Origin of the sequence: Pseudobacillus sp. FSL P4-0506 (assembly GCF_038003025.1) — a bacterium.
Lineage (GTDB): Bacteria > Bacillota > Bacilli > Bacillales > Domibacillaceae > Pseudobacillus.
On record NZ_JBBOOI010000001.1, the window covers coordinates 2,990,057 to 3,010,016 of the forward strand.

The 19,960-nt window shown below is 41.9% G+C and carries 16 protein-coding genes and 1 rRNA gene; 4 read left to right on the plus strand and 13 right to left on the minus strand.

Features of this window, described 5'->3' with window-relative positions:
* Nucleotides 1-116 precede the first annotated feature (116 nt).
* Nucleotides 117-1,670: ribosomal RNA gene (locus MKZ02_RS15075) — 16S ribosomal RNA — on the minus strand.
* A gap of 327 nt (nucleotides 1,671-1,997) precedes the next feature.
* Nucleotides 1,998-2,198 carry a cold-shock protein CspD gene (cspD, locus tag MKZ02_RS15080; RefSeq protein WP_041101023.1) on the minus strand — a complete coding sequence of 67 codons (201 nt, stop codon included), beginning with the start codon at nucleotides 2,196-2,198 and terminating at the stop codon, nucleotides 1,998-2,000.
* A 318-nt stretch (nucleotides 2,199-2,516) separates the two neighbouring features.
* On the opposite strand from cspD, the gene yhfH reads away from it, so the two are divergent.
* A complete protein-coding gene (gene yhfH, locus MKZ02_RS15085; RefSeq protein ID WP_120030986.1) occupies nucleotides 2,517-2,651 on the plus strand; it encodes a protein YhfH in 135 nt (44 codons plus the stop codon).
* A 117-nt stretch (nucleotides 2,652-2,768) separates the two neighbouring features.
* Here the strand turns inward: yhfH and MKZ02_RS15090 are convergent, their stop codons facing one another.
* Nucleotides 2,769-4,298, minus strand: a complete 1,530-nt coding sequence (locus MKZ02_RS15090) for an FAD-dependent oxidoreductase (RefSeq protein ID WP_340854296.1) — start codon at nucleotides 4,296-4,298, stop codon at nucleotides 2,769-2,771.
* A gap of 155 nt (nucleotides 4,299-4,453) precedes the next feature.
* Between MKZ02_RS15090 and MKZ02_RS15095 the strand changes: the two genes are divergently transcribed.
* The gene (locus tag MKZ02_RS15095; RefSeq protein ID WP_340854297.1) at nucleotides 4,454-5,092 is read left to right on the plus strand and encodes a YitT family protein; all 639 of its coding nucleotides are present in this window, start codon (nucleotides 4,454-4,456) and stop codon (nucleotides 5,090-5,092) included.
* Nucleotides 5,093-5,139: 47 nt separating this feature from the next.
* Here MKZ02_RS15095 and MKZ02_RS15100 read toward each other — a convergent pair whose 3' ends face one another.
* Nucleotides 5,140-6,108 (minus strand): metal ABC transporter solute-binding protein, Zn/Mn family, encoded by a 969-nt coding sequence (locus tag MKZ02_RS15100; protein WP_120037719.1) that lies wholly within the window; start codon nucleotides 6,106-6,108, stop codon nucleotides 5,140-5,142.
* A 425-nt stretch (nucleotides 6,109-6,533) separates the two neighbouring features.
* On the opposite strand from MKZ02_RS15100, the gene MKZ02_RS15105 reads away from it, so the two are divergent.
* Nucleotides 6,534-7,892: an IS1182 family transposase gene (locus MKZ02_RS15105; protein WP_340851863.1), complete on the plus strand. Its 1,359-nt coding sequence runs from the start codon at nucleotides 6,534-6,536 to the stop codon at nucleotides 7,890-7,892.
* Between the two features lie 146 nt (nucleotides 7,893-8,038).
* On the opposite strand, the gene map is transcribed toward MKZ02_RS15105, so the two are convergent.
* The 7 genes from map to MKZ02_RS15140 form a co-directional block, all read right to left on the minus strand.
* Entirely contained in the window at nucleotides 8,039-8,785 is a 747-nt protein-coding gene (gene map / locus MKZ02_RS15110; RefSeq protein WP_120030982.1) for a type I methionyl aminopeptidase, read from the minus strand.
* Nucleotides 8,786-8,857: 72 nt separating this feature from the next.
* Nucleotides 8,858-10,039 (minus strand): M20 family metallopeptidase, encoded by a 1,182-nt coding sequence (locus MKZ02_RS15115; RefSeq protein WP_340854298.1) that lies wholly within the window; start codon nucleotides 10,037-10,039, stop codon nucleotides 8,858-8,860.
* A gap of 16 nt (nucleotides 10,040-10,055) precedes the next feature.
* The gene (locus MKZ02_RS15120) at nucleotides 10,056-10,409 is read right to left on the minus strand and encodes a response regulator (RefSeq protein ID WP_120030978.1); all 354 of its coding nucleotides are present in this window, start codon (nucleotides 10,407-10,409) and stop codon (nucleotides 10,056-10,058) included.
* 38 nt (nucleotides 10,410-10,447) lie between these two features.
* Complete coding sequence (locus MKZ02_RS15125) at nucleotides 10,448-12,043, minus strand: sensor histidine kinase (RefSeq protein WP_340854299.1); 1,596 nt, start codon at nucleotides 12,041-12,043, stop codon at nucleotides 10,448-10,450.
* A 29-nt stretch (nucleotides 12,044-12,072) separates the two neighbouring features.
* The gene (locus MKZ02_RS15130; protein WP_340854300.1) at nucleotides 12,073-13,680 is read right to left on the minus strand and encodes a diguanylate cyclase; all 1,608 of its coding nucleotides are present in this window, start codon (nucleotides 13,678-13,680) and stop codon (nucleotides 12,073-12,075) included.
* A gap of 772 nt (nucleotides 13,681-14,452) precedes the next feature.
* Nucleotides 14,453-15,370 carry an AEC family transporter gene (locus MKZ02_RS15135; RefSeq protein WP_340854301.1) on the minus strand — a complete coding sequence of 306 codons (918 nt, stop codon included), beginning with the start codon at nucleotides 15,368-15,370 and terminating at the stop codon, nucleotides 14,453-14,455.
* 133 nt (nucleotides 15,371-15,503) lie between these two features.
* The gene (locus MKZ02_RS15140; RefSeq protein WP_340854302.1) at nucleotides 15,504-16,799 is read right to left on the minus strand and encodes a CitMHS family transporter; all 1,296 of its coding nucleotides are present in this window, start codon (nucleotides 16,797-16,799) and stop codon (nucleotides 15,504-15,506) included.
* Between the two features lie 427 nt (nucleotides 16,800-17,226).
* Here MKZ02_RS15140 and MKZ02_RS15145 point away from each other — a divergent pair, with 427 nt between their 5' ends.
* On the plus strand, nucleotides 17,227-17,442 hold the full coding sequence (locus tag MKZ02_RS15145; RefSeq protein ID WP_120030964.1) for a DUF6366 family protein: 216 nt from the start codon (nucleotides 17,227-17,229) through the stop codon (nucleotides 17,440-17,442).
* 187 nt (nucleotides 17,443-17,629) lie between these two features.
* On the opposite strand, the gene MKZ02_RS15150 is transcribed toward MKZ02_RS15145, so the two are convergent.
* Together MKZ02_RS15150 and MKZ02_RS15155 are read right to left on the minus strand one after the other, a co-directional pair.
* Nucleotides 17,630-18,319, minus strand: coding sequence for a response regulator (locus tag MKZ02_RS15150; RefSeq protein ID WP_120030962.1), 690 nt, complete (start codon nucleotides 18,317-18,319; stop codon nucleotides 17,630-17,632).
* Entirely contained in the window at nucleotides 18,312-19,907 is a 1,596-nt protein-coding gene (locus MKZ02_RS15155) for a sensor histidine kinase (protein WP_340854303.1), read from the minus strand. The genes MKZ02_RS15150 and MKZ02_RS15155 overlap by 8 nt, the downstream gene beginning before the upstream one ends.
* Nucleotides 19,908-19,960: the final 53 nt, after the last annotated feature.

The following is a 19,960-nucleotide window of genomic DNA, read 5'->3' on the forward strand; positions in this document are numbered from 1 at the left end:
GAATTCATCCTTCAAAACTGAACAAAAAACAGTGCCGTTAATTCGTTTGTGAGAACAGCGTTCTCTGTTGCTACTACGTGCGGCTAAAAGCCTGACACGGTTCACAATTTCCTTAGAAAGGAGGTGATCCAGCCGCACCTTCCGATACGGCTACCTTGTTACGACTTCACCCCAATCATCTGCCCCACCTTAGGCGGCTGGCTCCCGTAAGGGTTACCCCACCGACTTCGGGTGTTGCAAACTCTCGTGGTGTGACGGGCGGTGTGTACAAGGCCCGGGAACGTATTCACCGCGGCATGCTGATCCGCGATTACTAGCGATTCCGGCTTCATGCAGGCGAGTTGCAGCCTGCAATCCGAACTGAGAATGGTTTTATGGGATTGGCTAAACCTTGCGGTCTTGCAGCCCTTTGTACCATCCATTGTAGCACGTGTGTAGCCCAGGTCATAAGGGGCATGATGATTTGACGTCATCCCCACCTTCCTCCGGTTTGTCACCGGCAGTCACCTTAGAGTGCCCAACTGAATGCTGGCAACTAAGATCAAGGGTTGCGCTCGTTGCGGGACTTAACCCAACATCTCACGACACGAGCTGACGACAACCATGCACCACCTGTCACCGCTGTCCCCGAAGGGAAAGATCTGTCTCCAGACCGGTCAGCGGGATGTCAAGACCTGGTAAGGTTCTTCGCGTTGCTTCGAATTAAACCACATGCTCCACCGCTTGTGCGGGCCCCCGTCAATTCCTTTGAGTTTCAGCCTTGCGGCCGTACTCCCCAGGCGGAGTGCTTAATGCGTTAGCTGCAGCACTGAAGGGCGGAAACCCTCCAACACTTAGCACTCATCGTTTACGGCGTGGACTACCAGGGTATCTAATCCTGTTCGCTCCCCACGCTTTCGCGCCTCAGCGTCAGTTACAGACCAGAGAGCCGCCTTCGCCACTGGTGTTCCTCCACATCTCTACGCATTTCACCGCTACACGTGGAATTCCGCTCTCCTCTTCTGCACTCAAGCCTCCCAGTTTCCAATGACCCTCCACGGTTGAGCCGTGGGCTTTCACATCAGACTTAAGAAGCCGCCTGCGCGCGCTTTACGCCCAATAATTCCGGACAACGCTTGCCACCTACGTATTACCGCGGCTGCTGGCACGTAGTTAGCCGTGGCTTTCTGGTCAGGTACCGTCAAGGTACCAACAGTTACTTTGGTACTTGTTCTTCCCTGACAACAGAGCTTTACGATCCGAAAACCTTCTTCACTCACGCGGCGTTGCTCCGTCAGACTTTCGTCCATTGCGGAAGATTCCCTACTGCTGCCTCCCGTAGGAGTCTGGGCCGTGTCTCAGTCCCAGTGTGGCCGATCACCCTCTCAGGTCGGCTACGCATCGTCGCCTTGGTGAGCCGTTACCTCACCAACTAGCTAATGCGCCGCGGGTCCATCTGTAAGTGACAGCTAAAAGCCGCCTTTCCATTCTTCTTCATGCGAAGAAAAAGAATATCCGGTATTAGCCCCGGTTTCCCGGAGTTATCCCAGTCTTACAGGCAGGTTACCCACGTGTTACTCACCCGTCCGCCGCTAACTTGAACAGAGCAAGCTCCGTCAAGTCCGCTCGACTTGCATGTATTAGGCACGCCGCCAGCGTTCGTCCTGAGCCAGGATCAAACTCTCCAAAAAGATTGTTTGACTTGCTCATAATTTAAAAATAAGAATTAACTTACTGGCATGTATTTTGTTCAGTTTTCAAAGATCAATTTTTACAGCAACTTTCTTATAATATCATTAACCCTAAATAAAGTCAATCTTTTTTATTTCTTTTCTGTCCCACCTTGCTAACGGTGGATTTAAATTATAACATTGAATAAAATATAAAGTCAACACATATTCAGTCATTTTCATGTATTGATAATTTTTCTAGTTTCTTTATAAAAAAGTGATCGATTCGAATAAATCGGCATAAAAAAAGCAGCATGTAAACATGCTGCTTTTGGCTTTTATGATTAATTATTGTTTTTCTACGTTAGCAGCTTGTGGTCCACGTGGTCCTTCAACAACTTCGAAAGAAACGCTTTGACCTTCTTCTAAAGTTTTGTAGCCTTCGCCTTGAATAGCTGAGAAATGTACGAATACATCGTCTTGTCCTTCAACTTCGATGAATCCGAAACCTTTTTCTGCATTAAACCATTTTACTTTACCTTGTAACATGTAAATATCCTCCTCGAGCTAACTTGCTCATTCATTTCTTGCTGTTTATTACTATTTCAAGACGAAAACAACTTTATTCAAACTTGCTCTCTTTTGAAACGAACTTAAACAACTATTACTACTATATCACCTCTTCCTCTAAAAAGCAAGACAATGTAGCAGTAGATTTAGATAACGCTTTATTTTATCTAAGCTAGGACTATTGAACCAACTTTCAGAATATTTAATTTTGTTGTTTACAGCAGTTGAGGAAGTGAATATACTGTATTATAACAGATGAACAAATTTAATTTCTGTCTTATAAAAGGAGGAAGTAAAATGATGATGAGTCCGTTAGAGTTTTTTAGATCATTGCCACCAAAAATGTGTCCGGAATGTGGGGAACATATGCATGAGCAAGCGGAGTCCTATATGATGGAATGTGATCGCTGCCTGTCAAAAAAAGATGAATAAGATGAAAATGAAAGTGAAAAAAAGCTGACTTACAGTTAGTCAATGACTTACTGGGTCAGCTTTTTTGTCTTCTATTATTCAATGGGGGATACTAGAGTCATGTGCGGTTGCCAGCCTTTACTCCTGCCATGTTTGATCACCTAGCTCTCCAAGATTTTTCAACGGCTTCTTTGCCGGTCCTTCCATGACTTCCCCCGAAATAGAATAGCGAGATCCATGGCATGGACAATCCCACGTGCGCTCTGCATCGTTCCATTCACATTCACAGCCCATATGCGTGCAGGTTGTATCAACAAGATGTACCGTTCCGTTTTCTTCTTTGAAGGCTCCTGCCCGTGTTCCTTCCCAGTTAATAATCATGCCTTGGTTTACCGGCAGATTGTTCCCATCTTTAAAGAAATAATCGAGCTTTCCTTTAACAAACGTAGCCGCCACGTCACTTTGCTGCTTTACAAACTGTTTTACACCTGGATCGGCTTTAAATCGATCAGGGGAAAACAGCTCTGCATATCGATTTTGTTTGTTTACAATTAGATCTGAAAGAATTCGTGCCGCAACCACACTCGTTGTCATTCCCCATTTTTTAAAGCCGGTTGCTGAGTATATATTCTCATCCTTATCTGCTTTTCCGATATAAGGAATTTTGTCCATTGGAACAAGGTCTTGTGTTGACCAGGTAAACAGCAGCTTTTCTATGCCAAATTCCTTTTCAGCAAACTTTATCAAATTCTGATAATGTTCAGCTGTCGGTTGTCCTTTTCCTGTTTTATGTCCATCACCACTTATAAGGAGAGCCTCTTGTCCATCGTACACTGTACTTCTTACAGAACGGGTCGGCTGTTCAGCTGTAATATACATTCCACCTGGAAATTGCTTTTTCGGCTTAATTGCAATGACATAGGAACGGGTCGGATATAATTTCGCAAAATAAAAACCGTTGTCATAGAAAGGAAAATGTGTAGCGATAACGACATGGTTTCCAATAGCTTTTACACCCGATTTTAACAGGACAGCCGGCTTTTCCCCTTTTTCAATATCTTCAGCTGGAGAATGCTCATAAATAGCCCCTCCATTTTTAACAATATATTCAACGAGTGGTTTTAGAAATTTTAATGGATGAAAGCGAGCTTGCCCATTCATCTGCACCGCTTGTTTAAAAGGAACTTTCCACGGCATCGAATCAACAAGCGCCCCATCTATTCCAAGTTTTTTGTAACTTTCCGCTTCTTTCTGCAAGCTTTTTTCTTTTTCCTCATCATTTGTATAAATATAAGCTGCTTCCTCTTGCCAATCGCAATCGATTCCTTGCTGCTCGATCGTCTCTTTGATCCAATGAGCTGCTTCCGCGTTCGCCTCATAATACATCCTCGCCTGATCTTCTCCAACAGAAGTAATCAGCTGGTCATAAATTAAGTTGTGCTGAGCAGTTACCTTGGCAGTTGTGTGGCCGGTGGTCCCGTTTAATAGCTCATCCGCTTCGAGTATGACTACTTTCTTCCCTTCCTTTGTCATCATATAAGCAGTAATAATGCCTGTAATGCCGCCGCCTACAATCACTGTATCTGCATACACCTGCTCTGTTAAAGCTGGAAAAGAAGGCAATTTTGTATCTGCTCTCCATAACGGCTCATGGTTTGCTTCATTCATCGTTATTCCTCCTTTAAAACATTACTTTTTTATATCTTTCCTCTATTGAGGAAAAGTATGCCAAAGAAAGAAAATGTTTTTACTTCTTCCTCCTACTAAACTTCTTAGCAGAGGCTTACATCTAACCTGTATCTATGTTAAGCTGGAAATATATAGTGATAGAGAAGAGGATGGGTTGTGAGTCTAGTATTTCGAATAGCCGCTCTCACACTCGGGGCTTTTATGCAGGGAGCAGCCATGACACTTTTTTGTTTCCGCACCACATTTCTTCCGGGGGAGCGGCAGGTATAAGCATTATTTTACATTTTTTATTTCAAACACCTTATTCTACTGTCCTATGGACTTTGAATGCCGTAATGATTTTATTGGCCCTTAGGCAGTTGGGTAAGGGCAATGCCGCTAAAACGATGTTTTGTGTAACAGTCACGACTGTTACCATACATTTTCTTTCGCCATTTGTAACGGCATCACCTAGTCATCCAGTTTTTGATTTGGCAGCAGGAGCTGTTATTTTTGGAGTCGGCCTCGGAATTTTATTCCGGCTCGGCGCTTCATCCGGAGGAATGGATATTCTCGCCTTAATTATTGCTAAATGGCGGAACGAAAAACCAGGACAAACTCTCTTTTACATTAATTCGGTTATTTTACTTTTAGCAGGCTTGATTGTGGATGTCAGAACCATTTTCTATGCCCTATGCTGCCAGTGGATAAGCGGGAAAATCATTGATTGGATCCATTCATTTTCCATACAAAAACATTCAATTTTCCGCAAACTTATTTTTGTAAATAAATAAAAAAGACGGTTTCACAGCTCTACCTGTGAAACCGTCTTTTTTTGGCTTTACTTTGCAACTGCCTTCTTCAGCGTCTGAATATTTCGTTCCATAAGCGTAAAGTAATTTTCTTTATTCGCTTCATCTTCCTCAGTCAGTACGGAGAGATTATGAATTTGAAGAGCTTCAGCTTTCAACTCTTTTTGCACCACCTTCGCTACTTTTGGTGTAACATTTTGCTCAAAAATAACATATTTAATTTTATGCTTTTCCGCTGTTTCAATCATATTTTTCAGCTGCTTCTGTGAAGGCTCATTGGTAGGGGAGAGCCCCGCCACGCTGATTTGTTTTAGTCCGTATTCTTTTTCCCAGTAGCCAAAAGCGGCATGCGAGACAAGGAACTCTTTATGGGCCGACTGGTCAGCTAATTCTCTAAACTCTTTGTCAAGCTTAGTTAATTTGCTCTTTAGCTCTTCATAGTTTTTTTCATACTCTTTTTTGTGGTCTGGATCGAGTCGTGAGAGCTCCTTTTCAACGACTTTCGCCATGTCAATCGCTAGCACAGGGTCAATCCATACATGAGGATCTGTTCCTCCGTGGTTGTGCCCTTCATGATCGGAATGCTCACTTTCTTCGGTTGTTCCTTCATCATGTTCATGGGAGTGTTTATAAGAATTCAAATCGATCTCTTTCCCTACCTCTACCACACGTACATTTTCGCTTTTCATTGAGTCTTTTACTTTTTCACCGAAAGGCTCAAGCCCTAGACCGTTGTATAAAAACAAATCTCCATCAGCAATATCAATGATTGTCTTTGCTGTTGGTTCATATGTATGTTCGTCCACTCCGGCTGGCAAAACACTTTGCACATCAACGTGTTCCTTGCCGATTTCTTCAGTGAAATAAGTTAAAGGATAGACGGTTGTATATACTTTTAACACATCTTTTTCCTTATTACGATCTTCTTTATTTGCTTTTTCCTGTCCACAAGCGGAAAGAAGAAAAATAGCTGTAAAAATAAAAACAACTTTTAACATACGGGACAAAATAATTCCTCCTCAAAAAATATAAAATCTTTATCCAAAAGAATTATATCGAAATCATTCCGTTTTGTAAATAGTAATCATTTCGATTTGTTGATGATTCAAAAAAGCCAAATGCAAAAGGGCATTTGGCTTTTCAGACTGTAGACAAACTCAATGAAATTCTAGAGTTTGTCTACAGTCCTTTTTATTTTGCTTGTGAATGGGGGCTGTTGATTTCCATTCCAGGCGCTTCGCTTTCCGCGGGGCGGGCGGTGAGCCTCCTCGCCGCGAAAGCGCCTGCGGGGTCTCACCTGTCCCGCTGATCCCGCAGGAGTCTTTGCGCCATTCATTTCAATCAACAGGGGTTACAAAGTTAGAGTAGCCGTACAACCATACCTGTTTTAAAATAAATAGATCAAACACTTGAGGTGAGAAAGATGCTTTCGAAAAACAATCCAATCCAACGGAATCAAATAGAAATGATCGCTCTAGACCAGCTTGTACCAGAGAATCACCTGGTCCGTAAAATGGAGGCAGCGATGGATTTCTCTTTTATTTATGACTTGGTGGAAGGATTGTATGCGGAAGTGGGCCGCCCAAGCATTGATCCAATTATTTTAATTAAACTAACATTTATCCAATATGCCTTTGGCATTCGATCCATGCGCAAGACGATCGAGGAAGTGGAAACGAATATGGCCTACCGCTGGTTTCTCGGTTATGGATTCCATGATAAAGTGCCGCATTTCTCTACCTTCGGTAAGAACTACGAGCGTCGCTTTAAAGATACCGACCTGTTTGAACAGATCTTCTATCGTATCTTAAAAATAGCTGCCGAGAAAAAGCTCATTAGTGCGGAGCACGTTTTTGTGGATTCCACTCATGTAAAAGCTAGCGCGAATAAGCGTAAATTTGAAAAGAAAATGGTTCGCAAAGAAACACGCGCGTATCAGGAACGCCTCCAAGAAGAGATTAATCAGGACCGAGAGGATCATGGAAAAAAGCCGTTCCCGCCAGATAAGTTCGATAAAGAAGAAACAAAAGAAATCAAGGAAAGTACAACCGATCCGGACAGTGGCTACTACGTTAAAGACGAACGAACCAAACAATTTGCCTATTCCTTTCACGCGGCCGCAGACCGTAAGGGATTCGTAATTGGCACAATGGTCACACCAGGCAACACACATGACAGCCAAATCTTAGAGCCGTTAATGGAGAAAGTGATAGAAAAGGTAGGAAAACCTAAAGCTGTTGGTGCAGACGGAGCTTACAAAACACCTGCCATTGCCAGTTATTTAATGGAAAACGGCATGACACCTGCTTTGCCTTATACACGGCCGCGCACAAAAGAGGGCTTCTTCAGAAAGCATGACTATGTGTACGATGAACATTTTGACTGTTACCTTTGTCCGGCAGGGGAAGTATTGAATTACTCAACGACGAATAAGGAAGGCTATCGTGAATACAGATCACCCAAACAGGTTTGTACCTCCTGCCCTTTTTTAGCTAAATGCACGAAAAGCAGAAATCATCAAAAAGTGGTGACACGCCATATTTGGCAGAAATATATGGAAGAGGCCGACCATCTTCGCCACCACGAAGAAGTTAAAGCGATTTATGCGGAGCGAAAAGAAACGATTGAGCGTGTATTCGCAGATGCAAAAGAAAAGCATGGCATGCGTTGGACAACGTTAAGGGGACTTAAAAAATTGTCGATGCAAGCGATGCTTACTTTCGCTGCCATGAATCTCAAGAAAATGGCCAGCTGGACTTGGCGAGAACCAGAAATGGCTTAAATGATGACCTCGGAGAGGTCTATCTTTCTCTCGAATGGCTTTAAAACTACCGAAAAATCAAAAGGGGTTCGGAATAAGACTATTCCGAACCCCTTTTGTCGACAAACTGAAAAGCCAAATGCAAAAGGGCATTTGGCTTTTTCCGTTTAATATTTAGTTAAAATAATCGGCTCATCTTTTGTAATTACAATCGTATGCTCAATTTGGGCCACGAGACTGCCATCCGGCGTCTTAAACGTCCAGCCGTCGCCCCCTTCGACAATCATGTCTGCTTTCGCAGAAATAAACGGTTCGAAGGCAATAACCATTCCTTCTTTTAATAGATCATTGTCCCATGGATCGAAATAGTTTAATATGTGGTCAGGTGACTCATGAAGCGTACGTCCGATTCCATGACCTGTTAAATTTTTGATAACGGTAAGGCCGTTCCGCTTTGCTTCATTCATAACCGCTTTCCCAATCTGGTTTTGCTTGGCTCCTGCCTTTGCTTTCAATAAGCCGCGCTCGAATGCTTTTTCGGCTGTTTCACATAGCTTGAAAAGCAAAGGATCCCCATCTCCGACGACAAACGAAATACCTGTATCAGCAAAATATCCATCGTATGAACCCGACACATCAATGTTAACTAGGTCCCCTTCTTTAATCACGCGGCTTCCTGGAATACCATGTGCGACTTCATCATTCACACTGATACATGTGTATCCAGGAAAATCATACTCACTTTTCGGGCCAGATACAGCGCCTTTCTCTTCAAACAGTCTGCCGCCTAGTTCATCCAGTTCCTTCGTGGTGACGCCAGGCTTTGTTGCACGGCGCATCTCATCGCGAATTTCCGCCACGATCCTTCCAATTTTCTTCAAAGACTGCAGTTCTTCTTCTGTTTTTATAATCATCGAACTCTTCCTTTATCTTTAGATTGTTTCCGTAACATACTATACAGAAAATGCTCGCGCTTGAAAAGGTGCTCAAACTTTCTCATTCAAAAATTTCCATGCAGCCGAAGCAAGAATCTTTCCTGCATACAGCATAGCCTGCTCATCAATATCAAACATTGGATGGTGATGGGGATACACAGCATTCTTCTCAGGATTACCCGCGCCAGTTAAAAAGAAAGTACCCGGAACGCGCTGTAAATAATAAGAGAAATCCTCTCCTACCATCAATGGCTCTGCCACATAGCAGTTGCTGCTGCCGAGAATGTCTTCAGCACACGAACGGACGAAAGCTGTTTCGTCTGCGTGATTAATGACGGGCGGGTACCCTTTTATATATTGATACTGGTAAGAAGCTCCGGCTCCTTCGCATAGCGAATGCAACAACGTTTCCATTCTTTGCTCAATCAATTGCTGAACATCCGATCGAAAAGTTCTCACTGTGCCTTTAATCGTCACTTTTTCCGGAATAATGTTAAAAGCATCGCCACCGTGGAAGACCCCCACAGAAATAACAGCTGAATCAAGCGGGCTGACATTGCGGCTAATAATTTGCTGGATGAGCTGAACCCAGTTCATGCCAAGTACAATAGGATCGACTGTTTCATGAGGCAATCCACCATGTCCACCTTTGCCAATAATCTCCACTTCAAAGTGATCGGCTGCTGCCATGATCGCCTGTGGCTGAAAAGCAGCCTGGCCCACAGGAATGGTCGACCATAAATGTGTGCCGAAAATGGCATCTACACCATCCAGACAGCCATCCTTAATCATTTCTTTTGCTCCGCCCGGCACAAGCTCCTCGGCAAATTGATGAATAAGCACTACCTTTCCTTGCAGACTCTCCCGCTTGTTCTGCAATGCATTTGCAACAGATAATAGCGTAGCCGTGTGAGCATCATGTCCACAGGCATGCATTTTCCCAGGAACCGTTGAACGATAAGGAACTTCCTTTAAATCCTGAATCGGCAAGGCATCAAAGTCAGCTCGTAGCGCAACTGTTTTTCCCGGTTTCCCCCCATAAATGGTACCTATTACTCCACGGCCGCCAACCTTTGTTTTTACCTCTATGCCCATTTCTGTTAGCAAGCGGGCAATCAGCTTTGGGGTTTCTTCTTCTTCAAATGACAGCTCCGGGTGCTGATGCAGGTATCTTCTTACTTTCACTGTTTCTTCAAAGTGCTTCTCCAACTCCCTATGAATTTCTTCTAACACGGTATCCCCCCTGTTTTTATTCTTTCTCCAACTCCTCGATTAGCTCAATCAACTTTAGCGGGCTAAACGGTTTTGGCAGAAAGAAATTTGCTCCCGCTTCCTTTGCTTCTTCCAAGTCTTTTTGCTGTGTTTTTGCTGTTAACATAACAATGTTAACAGCGCTTGTCTCTCTTACCTTTCGAATCACTTCAATTCCTGTCATCCTTGGCATCATGTAGTCAACGAGCAACAGATCAAATACTTCCTTTTCAAAGCACTCGATCGCCTCCTGTCCATCAGCGGCTTCTGTAAGCGCGTGACCCTCTTCTTCTAATGTATCAACGATTAACATTCTTAACACTTCTTCATCGTCGGCAATCAATATTCTCATTCAGCTTCCCCTTATCCACTCTCAATTTATTTCTATGATTATATGGGCCGATCTAGTTGTTTTTCTCCTTCTTGAAGATGAAGCGGAAGAAGAATAGAGAAAACACTCCCCTTTCCGTATTCTGAGGAAACCGCAATGGACCCCTCATGAGCCTCTACTATTTCTTTGCAAATAGCTAGACCTAAACCTGTACCACCAATTTTTCTACGATCTGAATTGTCAATACGATGAAATTTTTTAAATAAATGTGGGATATCGGCAGCCGGTATGCCCAGCCCTTCATCTTTTATTTCTATTAACATTTTTTGCTCATCATTCGTTAGACAAACAACGATCGTGCCGCCTTCTGGAGAAAACTTAACCGCGTTGCTGATTAAATTCGTAAACACTTGAATCAGTCTTTCTCGATCACCATTCAGCCATTTCTGAGAGCGCTGGTCAATTAATTGAAAATGATGACGATCCGTCGTTTGATTGACCGCTTCTATAACTTGCTCAATTAAAAGTCTAGGGTCCACCTTCGCAAACGAACAGACGAAAGAGCCTGACTCCATCCGCTGCAAGTCTAAAAAATCATTAATTAAGCTTGTCAGACGCACTGCCTCTTGATAAATAGTGGTTAAATATTTCTTCTGTTTTTCTTCCTTCAGGGAACGGTTCAGCATTAATTCTGTGAAGCCGAGAATACTGGCAAGCGGCGTTCTTAATTCATGACTCACCGTACTGACAAGCTCAGACTTCAGCTGATCAACTTCCAGCAGTTGATTTTTCATCCTTTCGGTTTCTATGAGCATTTTTTCTAATTCTTCCTGTTGCATGACCAGCTCTTCGTTATGGGCAGTCAATTCATGTTCTCTTTCCTGTATCGTTCTAGCCATATGGACAAATGAAGCTGAGAGAACCCCTAACTCGTCTGTCCTTTTGATCTGTCGAATATGCACTTCACGTCCAGCCGCTAACTTTTCTGCAGCGGCTGTCAGCTCTTGAAGGGGTTGCCCGATTCTTCTGGAAAGCAGCCAGACCGCTCCGCTTGTGATTATAAAAACAAATATAAAATATCCCGCAAGAAAAATATTAAGCGTCTTCGTTTGCTCTAAAAATTGCTTATATTGAGTATCAATTCTTCGATTTAACCCAGCTTTCTCAGCTTCAATTTCATTAATGAAGAACATAATCCTATCCGTTGCTCCTGAAGCTGATAATCGTTGCACGCTTTCATAATCACTAGATTTTACAAAAGCCGCAGCCTTAGGAACAAGCTCATACATATAGATCCGGCGAAATTCAGCCAGCTCCCTGACAAGCTTCTTCTCCTCTAGAGAAGAAGCAAGCGGCTGAAACTCACGGATCGCCCGTTGAAGCTCCCGTGAATTGTCGTAGGCTTGTTGAAGCTCTTTTTCATCTTTAAAAGCAATATAGCCGCGCATTGAAAATACTGTGTTTTTAAAGCTATTCTCAAGAAAGCGGATGGCTTGCACCTTTGTATTCATTTCTCTCCGCTTTTCCATATAATTACCTGCTAATCGTTCTCCAGCAAAATAGGCGACACCTGCCCCGATTATTAAAAGAAATAGCATGGCAACCATGGTGGCTAGAAATTGTTTGCGAATACTTTTGCGAAACATTGTAATCATACGCCCCCCTGTTCACTAGTCAACAACGATCAATTGACTATCTTCGTAGCCAGCCGGCGTACACGGGCTTCCAATTCCTTGATGCTGAAAGGCTTTGTTAAATAATCATCCGCACCTAATTCAAGCCCCTTTACGATGTCTTTCTCACTTTTTCTTCCTGTCAACATAATAATGACGAAATCTTCTTCCGGAAATTCTTTTCTCAGCCGCTGCAGCACTTCCATGCCATCCATTCTTGGCATTACACCATCAAGTAAAATAATGTACTTTCCACCTTGTTTGTACCAGTCATCCTTAAAAAACGCTTCTCCTTCCCTAAAGGAACGGATATCCGTTTGATAACCTCTAAATGACATCCTGTGCAGCTGATCTTCCAAAATTTGACGCATCACTGCATCGTCATCAATAATCCCGATGTGCAGTCGCTTCTCATTATTATCAGAAGGATTCATATCCTGATAATTCATGACTTTCCCGCGGCCATTGATCTTAGAAGAATAAAGAGCCAGGTCCGCCTTTTTCAAAAAATCTCCTGGCCTCTCTTCTGCATGATTTACCTCTACTACTCCCCCAGAAAAACTGCACGAAATAATATGATCTTCAAATACAAATTCATGCTGCATGAATTCCTTGATCATTGATTGGATAATCTTTTTTGCCTTTTCTCCAGTACATCCGGGCATAAGCAGCACAAACTCTTCGCCGCCAAAGCGGATAAAGAAGTCATCCTGATGAATCCGGCTTCTAACCATGCGGCTGAATTCCTTTAATACATCGTCTCCAGCCGTGTGACCATACGTATCATTAATTTTTTTAAAGTGATCCAGATCAAGAATCGCTAGAGAAAACGGCAAGTGGGATTCTTTTAATATATCGAGCTGCCGTTTAATTTCTACGTTAAAGAATTTTCGGTTGAACGCCCCTGTCAATTCATCGACTAGAACAACTTCCCTCATTAAATCCCGATAGTTCATTTTATTCTTTATCCGGATAAGAATTTCATCGGAGTCAGTTGGCATTTCAATATAATCTAGCACTCCTAGTTCATATGCTCTCGTACGCATCTCTTTCTCTCTGCTTGAACTTATGGCAATAATAGGGGTGAGACGGTTTCCTGCTGTTTCCTTCATCTTTTCCAGCAGCTCCATCCCGCTATTTTTTGGAAGATCAAGATCAATGAGCAGAAGATCCGGATGTTTGTTCACAAAGGTCGACAATCCTTTTTCTGCTGTCATCGCTGCCAGCACATCCCAGCCTTTCCTCTCCATCTCTCTCCTTAATACAGTCAATCTTTCAATATGGCTTTCTATGAAAAGCACAACTTCATTGCTCGTTTTTTTCTCCATCTTCGCTTCAACGGGTACGGCTTCCGGTTCGGCTGTATTGTCGATTGTTAATAATTCCGCTAAAAAAAGCTGCCACTCCTCCTTGCTCCACTGTTTCTCTTTCTCTTCATCTAGCTGCTCTAACTTAACAGCCGCCAGAATGGATAGCTCCTCGAGCCCAATGGAGCCAGCCGTTCCTTTTAATGAATGAAGAAATCGATATAATTCCTTTTCTGTAACAAAGGGTTGGCTTTTCCATTGCTGAAAAGTGGTAGCCATTTTCTTAACAAATATCTCTTGATATTTTTTCAAACACAACCCTCCCTCGATAGCTTATGTTCTTAAAGTGCCTATTGTAGGCTAGCGCATGATTCATGTATGGACCATCGCTTGCCAAGGCACTTCATTGGAAGAAACATACTATAAAAATCCTTCTTATCTAAATATTGTACATCGGTTTATGCACGGCTACAATTAATCCATACAAGGTCTCCCATGAAAGCTTTTGATGCACTTACCTCATTATTACCCAATAAAAAAAGAACTACCAATAAAACCTTGGATATTCTTCAAATAGATGCTGCTTCGTTTATACACACCTGATAATAAAAAACTAGTAAAGATGGGGCAAGTCATTCTGTTCCCCGCCATCCTTTCTTCTGTCAACTCCTTACATCAGAATTCTTTCTTTTTAATATGTAGAGTTACCTTCTATATAAGTAGAAAGTATGTAATAACACGACGTTCTCTCTCCAAAAGGCTCTTCTTTTTCCAGTCAGAATAAGAGGGCATCAAGGGATGACCAAAGAGGACGACTAAAAGAATTCCACTGATTTTTATTTTACGCCTCTGAAAAATTAGAAACAAGAGCCCCTCATTTAGCAAAGAAGAAGATGGAGAGGATACACAGATTATCTTGTTAGGTAAGCGTTTATTTTACCTGTTCTGTTATTTCTTTCAACACTTTTTTCGGTAGGACGTGCCAATATTCAAAGCACCACTTAATCTTCTAATGTTCAACCGTCCCAAGTTATTGTTTTGCTCGTATTTATCTAAATAAAGCTTATCTATAAAAAGGATGCTACTAAAAGAAAGATGATAAATAAATAACAACCGCTACGGTTCCACTGCTAAAAACAGTCGTCAACAGAACCGCTTGGGAGGCCATATCCGGGTAATTGTTATGTTCAAGAGCTAACAATGCACTATTCCGCGAAGTCGGAAAGGAACTGGCAATAAAAAGAGCTTGAGCCACTGTACCAGATAAGCCGAGGAAAAATATAATCAGCAAAGCGACGCAAGGAGAAATAATCAACCGCCCGATGACTATCCATGCAACAGGTTTAGAAATATGAGTGATCTTTAAATAAGCGACTTGTGCGCCAAGGGTTATAAGAGCAATAGCAGAAAAAGCTTCAGACGCATTCTCGATGGGCTGCCAGATAAAATCGGGAACATCTACATTTGCCCAACGCAATATAATAGCGATAACTAAAGCATAAATAACAGGCAGTTTCATTATTTTCCTAATAAGATCCTTTCCGCTACTTTGAGCAGAGATTGAATTATAGACCCCATAAGTAAAGGTAAGCAAATTTTGAAAGATAGACACGATGACTTGGATAGCGGTACCAGCTGGATTGGCGACAAAAACAAGTTCACTGACCGGAAGACCATAGTTTCCTGAATTGCTCAAAACGAAACTGTTCTTAAAAACAGCCGATAACTGACGATCAAACCGATTGGCTTTCGCAAAAAGAAGGCTGATAACAGCAAGAAGCAAATTAAAAAGTAATAAAAACAAAAGTGTTTGGCCAACTAACCTTCCTGATAAGTTACTTTTATAAATATTGACAAAGCAAACGGCTGGAAGCAAAAAATTGATCGTTATGGCAGATAATGTAGCTAGGTGAAGTTTTAACATACGATGAAGGCAGGCCCCCGCCCCGATCATTAGAAACAATGGAAAAATAACCTGTAATATAATTTGATAAAATATCATAACTTTGTTCACCTCTTGACTATTGCTCTATATTTGATTTTTGATAAAAGAAAAGAAGCAAGCGGGAATCGCCTGCTTTATTGAATGTTTCTTATTTCATTGTTAGGACCTTACCGACCTTCCCTTTGTTAGATTACCAAGGAATAATTCCTAAAAGGAGAGCAACGATAAGCAGAACCAATGTTGAACCGCATGCCCACTTTAAAAAAGCGCGCTGCAGTTCACCAAAGTCTTCTCCTACCATTCCAACTAAAAGATAAGTAGATGGAACAAGCGGGCTTAGCAAGTGAACAGGAAGTCCAAAAAGAGAAGCCCTTCCAATCATAGCAGGATCTATTCCATAGGCGGCCCCTGCTTTTGCAAGCAATGGCAGCACACCATAGTAAAAAGCATCATTGGACATAAAGAAGGTAAACGGCGCACTAATAATCGCTGTAATAACAGCAAAATGAGAACCCATCCCTTCCGGAATATGCTGAATCATTGAGTTCGCCATGGCATCCACCATGCCTGTCCCTGAAAGAAGCCCTGTAAAAACCCCGGCAGCAAAAATCATAGAAACAACAGAAAGGGCATTATCCGCATAGTTGGCCACCCTTTCCTTTTGATCACTCATTTTTGGATAGTTCACGGTAATCGCAACAGCAAAGCCAAGCATGAACAATACAGTTGTCGGCAATAATTCCATAATCAACGAACCTAAAAGGATAATGGTTAAAGCATAATTAAAAAGAATTAGCTGGGGACGCTTCAGATAGCCCTCTTCTGCAGTAGCCGCCAACTCGTGAGCAACTGTGCCAAAATCCAGCTCAATGATGCCAATCCGCTTTCTTTCTTTTCTGCCAAGCAGATAAGCCATGGATAAAACAAACAGAACCCCGCCAAGCATGGAAGGTATAACAGGCGTGAATACATCTGACATTTCAAGTTTCAAAGCCGTCATCACCCTGGCTGTCGGGCCTCCCCATGGAAGAAGGTTCATTACTCCTGAGGCGGAAACAGCAATTCCTGCTAATATCAGCGGCTTCATGCCAATTCTTTTATAAAGCGGCAACATGGCTGAAATCGTAATCATATAGGTAGTCGTACCATCTCCGTCTAATGAAATAAGAAGAGCTAATACCGCCGTTCCGATAGCAATTTTTACAGGATCCCCTTTCACCAGCTTAAGAATGGTACTGATAATAGGATCAAATACTCCTGCATCAATTAAAATACCGAAGAAAAGAATGGCAAACAAAATCATGATACCTGTGGGAGCCACACTTTTAATCCCCTCTAACGCCATGGGGCCGATCTCACTGCCAAAACCTCCTATAAGAGCAAATACAACAGGTACGACAATAAGAGCAATCATCGCTGATAGCCGTCCAGTCATAATTAAAGCCATAAATACCAATATCATCAGAAAGCCTAATATAGCCAACATATTATTCACCCCTTCATTCTAATTAATTAAATTGTAAGCGGTCCCTTCTGTTTTGTAAGCGTTATCAATTTAATGTGTTTTGAGTTTATTTTGAAAATTTTGTTCATTTTGTTCACGAAAGATTTAAAATAAACAGTATATAGAAGTGGAATATCTCTCCGCATCATGCCATCTATATAGATTAATGACAACATGTCTGTTCGAATTTACCTCTCCTATCTGATTGCTGTAAGAGAGTTTTCTAGTTTATAGTAAATGAAATAGCCAAATCTGCATTTCCTGATACGAGAGATAAGAGGGCTGTTTTTGCAAAAAGTATTTCTTCGGATATAGCTGTTTAGCCATTTTCCGTATTCTGTTAAAATTATCTCAAACATGATGATCCGTTAACAAACTATAGTGGAATCACAGAATAGGAGATTTTAAAATGATGCAAGAGAAAGAAACGCCCGAACGAGCAAGAGAAAGACGAAGACAAGAAGAATTAAAAAGAAATCCCGCTGGAAATTTAAATGATGCATTTAATAAAGCTGGAATGGGAAACCTTGCTGATTTAGCAGGTAGTTTAAGTTGGAAAGGCATGGGCATTCTAATTCTTGTACTGCTGATTGGTTTTATTTTAGCCTCACTATTCTTTAAGTAAGAAAGACTTTTTGGAGGACTGTTATTATGCATTTTTTTAAGCATCCACTATTCATGTAATTGGAGGTTGAGCAGCCGAAACAGGCATTGCTTCCAAAAAAAAGATGATATGAAAACGATTCATACCATCCCGTTCTTAAACCGCTTGACCCTAAATTAGACCACTCGGCTTTCAAGTAATAAGACAATCATATTTTATAATACTTCCGCTCAGGCCTTCCGACTACCCCATATACTACTTCAGCTCTACATTCCTGAATGGATACTAAATATTCTAAATAACGCCTGGCCGTTGTTCTTGAAGCGCCAATTTGATCAGCTGCTTGTTCAGCGGATAATCCTTTGTCACTTTTAGCCAGAACCTCTGTTACCTTCGACAGTGTGATTTCATCCACCCCTTTTGGCAGCGAGGTTTCCCGATTGATTGCGGCTGAATGCTTGGAAAGTTTATTAAAAACCATATCAACAATCTCTTGATCTACTTCCTGTGTAGAACGCAAAAGCTGAGACTTCTTAAGATATTCTTCAATGATTTGGTTGAATCGCTCCATCTTTACCGGCTTAATCAAGAAATATTCGACACCATAGTGAAGGGCCTTTTCAAGTATTTCTCTATCGGTTGCTGCCGTGATCATCAATATATCTACCTGCTGGTGCTTTTCCCGAATAACTGGCAGCAGGTCGGAGCCGAGCTGATCCGGCATATATACATCAAGAAGGAGCAAATCAGGTTGCTGCTCATCCAGCAGCTCAAGAGTCTGTTCAGCATTCAATGCTTTCCCAACCACCTCTATTTGATCAAACTTATTTAGAAACTTCTCATGAATGTCTGCCACACGAAAATCATCCTCTGCAATGACTGCTTTTATTTTAGCCATTTTTCTTCCCCTCCTGTCTTTTAGGCAGATAAACTGTAAAGATCGTATTTCCTGGCTCGCTATGCACTTCAATCAGCCCTTCCAGCTCTTTTACAGCCTGATCAGCATTTGCAAGGCCATAGCCGCTCGGAACTTCGCCCTCTTTCGACGTAAACCCCCGCTCAAAAATGAGGGAGAGCTCTTCTTGTTTGATCCCTCCTCCGTTATCGCTCACTTCAAAGATAATATCCTCTCCAATATCGGTTGCAAAAAAATTGATAATCGGTTCCTTCTCACTGGAAACAGCATCAAACGCATTATCAATGATATTGCCAAGAATTAAGGTCAGTTCAGACAGCTTTATATGGTCTGGCAATGCATCTAAATAGCTCTGTGAGTCTATCTCAAACGCTACTTTTTTTTCAGATGCTTTGCCCAGCTTCCCCAGTAAGATAGCTTGTACTTTTGTGTCCTTTATCTGTTCAAAAACAATTCGATTGATAGATTGCAGTTCAGCTGTTTCACTTTGCAGCATGTCGATTGCTTCATCATGTTTTCCCAGCTGAAGCAAGCCGGATAACACATATAATTTATTGGTAAATTCATGAGTTTGAGCCCTTAAATCCTCAGAATACACTTTTACCTCTGATAATGTGTTAATCATTTGCTCAATTTCTGTTTTATCGCGGAACGAAACAACTGCACCACTGACTTTGTTATCCTCAAAAATTGGCGTACAATTCATAATAATTTTCTTATGCGCCCATTGCATTTCTTTATCTACTCTCGGCTTCCCTGATTCGAGCACCTCATACAAGTATACAGAAGGAAAGAGGTCATCCACCTTCAAATCTCGAACGGACTCTTTGATATTAAGTAATGTTTTGGCCGGCTGATTCATGGACCTGATCACCCCATCCCGATCAACGGCTAAAATCCCCTCTTTCACTGAGTGAAGCACTGCATTTTTTTCTTTATATAAACGAGCAATTTCATAAGGTTCTAATCCTAGTGTGTCTTTGCGAATGCTTCTAGCAAGCAAGTAGCTGCCAATAACCGATATTATAAGAGCAATTACTGATACGCCAATCTCTTTTGATAAATCCCTAAAAATTTGTTGCTGAACATCTTCTACTAAAAACCCAACAGAGACAATTCCAATAATGTGGCCCTCTTTATCGAATATCGGTGCTTTCCCTCGCATCGAAAGGCCCAGCGAACCATGCGCTTCGGACACATAAGATTCCCCTTTTTTGATCGCCCGTGCATTGTCCCCGCCAATCATCATTTTTCCTATCTCTGATGGGATAGGATGAGAATACCGAATTTCCTTTGCGTTCCCGACCACGATAAATTCAGCTCCTACTTTTTGCCTTATCTTTTCAGCAATCGGCTGGATGATTCCTGCTGGGTCCTCTGATTGGAAGGCGTCAACGATCGTTGGCATGGAGGCGATCGTTTTCGCTAATTCCAGAGCCAGGCGCCCTCTATCTTCTGCAATCTGTTTTCCTTCCATGTACGTAAAATAAGCTGTTAACATAAAAATTAAAAATAAGCTTAAAGATAATACTAGTCCCAGAATCTTTGTCTGAAGTGTCACTCTATGCATTTTCAATCGTATCCTCTGCCTTTGTTCTATTTATCTTTAAGTGTACAGCAGAT